This is a genomic window from uncultured Campylobacter sp., assembly GCF_937997465.1.
Lineage (GTDB): Bacteria > Campylobacterota > Campylobacteria > Campylobacterales > Campylobacteraceae > Campylobacter_A.
The window spans coordinates 1-4,405 of sequence record NZ_CALKTQ010000188.1; the positions used below are offsets into that span (position 1 = coordinate 1).

Genomic DNA, 4,405 nt, shown 5'->3' on the forward strand with positions numbered 1-4,405 from the left:
GACGGGCAGAATTTTACTCGGCTCCTCCGCCGATGAGACGGCAAAGAGCGTCGTGCTAGATATCCGCATTCCGCGCGCCCTACTTTCGAGCCTTTGCGGCGGGATACTGGCGCTTAGCGGCCTTGCGCTTCAGGCGGTGTTTAAAAACCCGCTCGTAGGCCCGCACATCGTGGGCGTGAGCACCGCGGCGGCATTTGGCGGCGCGCTTTGCATCATGCTAGGCTTTGGCTCCTACTTTATCGTGGGCTTTGCCTTCTTTTTCGGGCTCGCCGCGCTTTTTATGCTCTATTTTATCGCCAAATTCGTCTCGCGCAGCGACGTCTTTTCGCTCATACTAGCGGGCATCGTCATAAACGGCGTGTTTGCTGCGCTAACGAGCCTCGTGCAGTATCTAGCCGACAACGAAGACGTACTGCCAAACATTATCTACTGGCTGCTTGGCAGCTTCGTGCGCGCAGACTACGACAAGCTCGTCATGCTCGCCGCCGTTTCCACGCCCTGCGTCGCGGCGCTCATCGCGATGCGGTGGCGGTTTAACCTACTCAGCCTCGAAGACGGCGATCTAAAGGTGCTCGGCGTAAACATCGTGCGGCTGCGCTCGGTCATCCTCGTCATCTGCACGCTGCTAGTCACCGCACAGGTCAGCGTCAGCGGAAACATCGGCTGGATCGGCCTCGTGGTGCCGCACGTCGCTAGGATGATATTTGGCAGCGACCACTTGCGCTCTATGCCCGCTTGCTTCGTCGCGGGAGCCGTTTTTATGCTCGCTATCGACGACGTATCGCGCTCGATCAGCTCTAGCGAAGTGCCGCTTAGCATCATCTCCGCGCTCATCGGCAGCCCGATATTCGCCATCCTCTTAAGAAGGAGTGCCGATGCGAACAGAAGGTAGTTTGCTCTCAATCAAAGACGCTGGATTTTTCTACGAAGAGGGCAAATTTCTTTTTAGAAATTTAAGCTTTGAGATTAAGCGCGGTCAAATTTTAGCGATTTTAGGACTTAACGGTCAGGGCAAAAGCACGCTGATGTCGTGCATGATGGGCATTTTAGGCCTCAAAGAGGGACAGCTTAACACGCAGGCAAAATTTGGCTTTTTGCCGCAAAGCTTTAGCGTGGCGTTTGATTACAGCGTGCTTGACATCGTACTGATGGGGCGGGTACGCGAGATCTCGCTCTTTTCAAAACCGGGCAAAAAGGATATTCAAATCTGCCTTGACGCTCTGGATACGCTAGGCGTCGCCCATCTGCAAAAGCGCAGCTTTAACGCCCTTAGCGGCGGGCAGAGGCAGCTCGTGCTCTTTGCTAGAGCCCTAGCTAGCGGCAGCGACGTGCTGTTTTTGGACGAGCCTGCCAGCGCGCTTGATATCAAAAACCAAGACCGCGTGCTAAGCCTCATCGTAAATTTGAAGCAAAAAAGTAGCGCCGGCATCGTTTTTACCACGCATCAGCCAAACCACGCCCTTGCGGTGGCGGACCGCACGCTCATTTTAAAGGACGATCTTAGCTACGTTTACGGGCTCAGCGCCGAGGTTTTGAATGAGGAAAATTTAAACGCGCTTTACCGCGTGCGGATGAAAACGGCGGAATTTGACGTTGCGGGCAAGCAGATACCCAGCATAACGCAGATTTTCAGCGCGCAGGTAAAGTAGTTTTTAGGTTATTAATCGGCAATTTTTGCGCTGTGCGTAAAATTTTATGTATTTTGAAATTTACGAGTTCGTGAAATTTGCCTATTTTAATTTTATATCACTGTTTACGCGGTTTGCGAGCTTTGCGACGTTTATTAAACTACATGTAAGCCGCCCAAATTTATCAGGCGTAAATTCTATTTTTACGCTCGCGGCCTTAAATCATCTTTCATTTTATACACTCAAATTTGACGCAAACGATCTCTTTTCGACGGCTCGCAACTTTGCTTTTTGTATTTTAGATCGCGATTATTCGCATGTCTAGTTGGGTTAAATTTAATAAAAATTTTAAGCTTGTTTGTGTAAAATTTTTATTAAATTAATAAAAGGCAAAATATGCAAGAAGGCTTTATAAAACGCATAAGTACGGCAAGGGCGCTTGGTATGACGTCGGGGATTTTGGTTATTTTAAATTTGCTCTCGCAAGAGATGGTTTTACCAAAAAGCCTCTTTGATATCGCAACAAGCGCGCGCGTAGCGATGTTGTTTATTTCCGTCATCTGCCTTTACGGCGCGATATCAAAGGTAAACAAACTCGCAGGCGGAGGCGTGTTTAAGCTTTACCGCATTTTTATCGCTATTAGCAGCGCGATGATTTTGCTGAGTTTTAGCACCAACTACGCACCAGCTAGCACGCACAAGGTCCTATTTTTCGTGATTTGCGGCACGGCAGTACTTGCGTTTTTGCTTTGGATAAAGATAAATTTAAAACTCGGTGCCGTCACGCAAAACGCCCTATTTTCAGGCTACGCGGTACTTTGCGTAGTCGGCACGCTAATCGCTGCGGCGCTAAAGCTTTTACTAACCAAAGCCCTGCGCGACCCCTACCCTATCGAGCTTGCGGTGCTTGGTATCTACCTGGCGCTGGGGTTTATCTATGTGCTTGCCTGGTCGAGAGTGGATTACGTCGAAAACCGCAACCCAGAAAGCCAAATTTAAAATTTGATTCCTTTTCGTCAAATTTAAGCTAGGTCAAATTTAAATTTATTGCAAATCTGCAAATTTGAGCTGACGACGGCTTTAAATTTAACCCCGCAAAAGTCTAAATTTAACTCGTAAAATGCACCTAAAAATTTGGCTTCTATCACGTCTGCTTCGTATTTTTCGCCGCTTATGATTAGCTCCGAACGAAACATAAAGTTTCTTTGCTCCAGCCACGTTCTAAATTCAGCCGGCAAATTTTGCGCATCCCGCTCGTCAATCAAATTCATATCACCCAAAAAGCAGGCGATTTCGTAAGATGCAGGCTGAAAATACAGCTCCCTAGGAGCGCCGAAAGCCAAAACCTTGCCGCCTTTTATCAGCGCGATTTTGTCGCTTAGCAAAAAGGCGTCCTCTTTGTCGTGCGTTACCATGACCGCGCTGATGCCGTTTGCCTTTATCATCTGTTTTAGCTCGCCTCTTAGCACGCTTTTTAGGTTGCGATCGAGATTAGCGAAGGGTTCGTCGAGCAAAAGCAGCTTTTCGCGGTTAGCCACGGCTCTAGCAAATGCAGTCCTTTGCGCTTGACCGCCCGAAATTTGATCGGGAGTTTTGTCTTTTAGCTCGGAGATTTTAAATTTCTCCAGCAGCTGCGCACTCCTTTGGGTTCGCTCGGCGCTAGGGAGTCGCCACAGCGCAAATTCCACGTTTTTGCAAACGCTTAAATGCGGAAAAAGTGCGTAACTCTGAAACATCATCGCGGTGCCGCAGCCCTCTTTGACGCAAATTTGACCGCCGCTTGGCGTCTCAAGGCCCGCGATTATGCGTAAAAGCGTGCTTTTGCCGCAGCCGCTATCGCCTAGCACGCTTAAAATTTCGCCCTCGTTAAGGCTTAAATTTACGTCCTTTAAAACCTCTAAATTTCCGAATTTCTTGTTTAAATTTACGATTTTTAAAATTTCAGCCATATTTTTATCTTTCTTGTTTTTTTCTGGAGATTATCTCGAGCCAAAGGACGGCGACTAGCGACATCGAAACGATGAGAAACGACGGCAGGGCCGCAGCGTAAAGCCTCTCATCGCTCGCATAAAAAAACGCTCTAATACTAAGCGTCTCAAAGCCCAAAGGCCGCAAAATGAGGCTAAGCGGCAGCTCCTTAATGATGTCGATAAAAACGACGATGAGCGAGAGAAAGAAAAAGTGGCGAAGCAGCGGAAAATGCACTCTGAAAAACAAATTTAACCGCGAGCCGTTTAGCAAAAGCGCGGCGTCGTCGATGTTTGCCGGGATCTTGGCGTATCCGCTCTCGACGGCATATATCGAGGTCGCCAAAAATCTCACGACGTAGCCAAAAATCAGCACCACAAAGCTCGACGAAAGTAGATGCGTGCCGAAATTTCGGTCAATATAACCAAAAACTATCATCACGCAAAGCTCGATACTAGCGCCCGGTAGCGCGTAGCCTAGCGAGACGGATTTTAGCAAAAAGGCGTTTAACGCTTTGTTTTTTATAAGTCTCGTCGCAAAAACGAGGAAAAAACTTACCGCCGTGATGAGTATCGCCGCGCCAGCAGCCATCATAAGCGAATTTAAAGCCATCTGCACGAACTCGAATTTAAAGCTGTCTAGCTCGTGAATACTCCAATACAAAAGCCAGGTAAAAGGAAACGCAAACGCCAGGCAAAACACGCTAGCGCACCATAAAAACGCCGCCGCCGAGCCGAATTTGCCAAGCTTCTTTTTTTGCGTAAATTTGGATGTGTCGTGCGTGGAGAAGCTGTATTTTTTAGAGTTTT

General features: G+C 48.2%; 4 protein-coding genes and 1 pseudogene. 3 read left to right on the forward strand and 2 right to left on the reverse strand.

The window, feature by feature from the left end; genetic code table 11:
* The 3 genes from Q0546_RS06085 to Q0546_RS06095 all read left to right on the forward strand — a co-directional run.
* Window positions 1-892 (forward strand): iron ABC transporter permease (locus Q0546_RS06085; protein WP_298791443.1); only part of this gene is annotated, 892 nt, incomplete at its 5' end.
* Complete coding sequence (locus Q0546_RS06090) at window positions 876-1,649, forward strand: ABC transporter ATP-binding protein (protein ID WP_298791444.1); 774 nt, start codon at window positions 876-878, stop codon at window positions 1,647-1,649. The genes Q0546_RS06085 and Q0546_RS06090, both read left to right, overlap by 17 nt.
* Before the next feature lie 375 nt (window positions 1,650-2,024).
* Window positions 2,025-2,627, forward strand: a complete 603-nt coding sequence (locus tag Q0546_RS06095; protein ID WP_298791446.1) for a hypothetical protein — start codon at window positions 2,025-2,027, stop codon at window positions 2,625-2,627.
* A 23-nt stretch (window positions 2,628-2,650) separates the two neighbouring features.
* On the opposite strand, the gene Q0546_RS06100 is transcribed toward Q0546_RS06095, so the two are convergent.
* Together Q0546_RS06100 and Q0546_RS06105 are read right to left on the reverse strand one after the other, a co-directional pair.
* Window positions 2,651-3,568 carry an ABC transporter ATP-binding protein gene (locus tag Q0546_RS06100; protein WP_314788416.1) on the reverse strand — a complete coding sequence of 306 codons (918 nt, stop codon included), beginning with the start codon at window positions 3,566-3,568 and terminating at the stop codon, window positions 2,651-2,653.
* A gap of 13 nt (window positions 3,569-3,581) precedes the next feature.
* Window positions 3,582-4,405: pseudogene (locus Q0546_RS06105) on the reverse strand (iron ABC transporter permease); the annotation flags it as partial.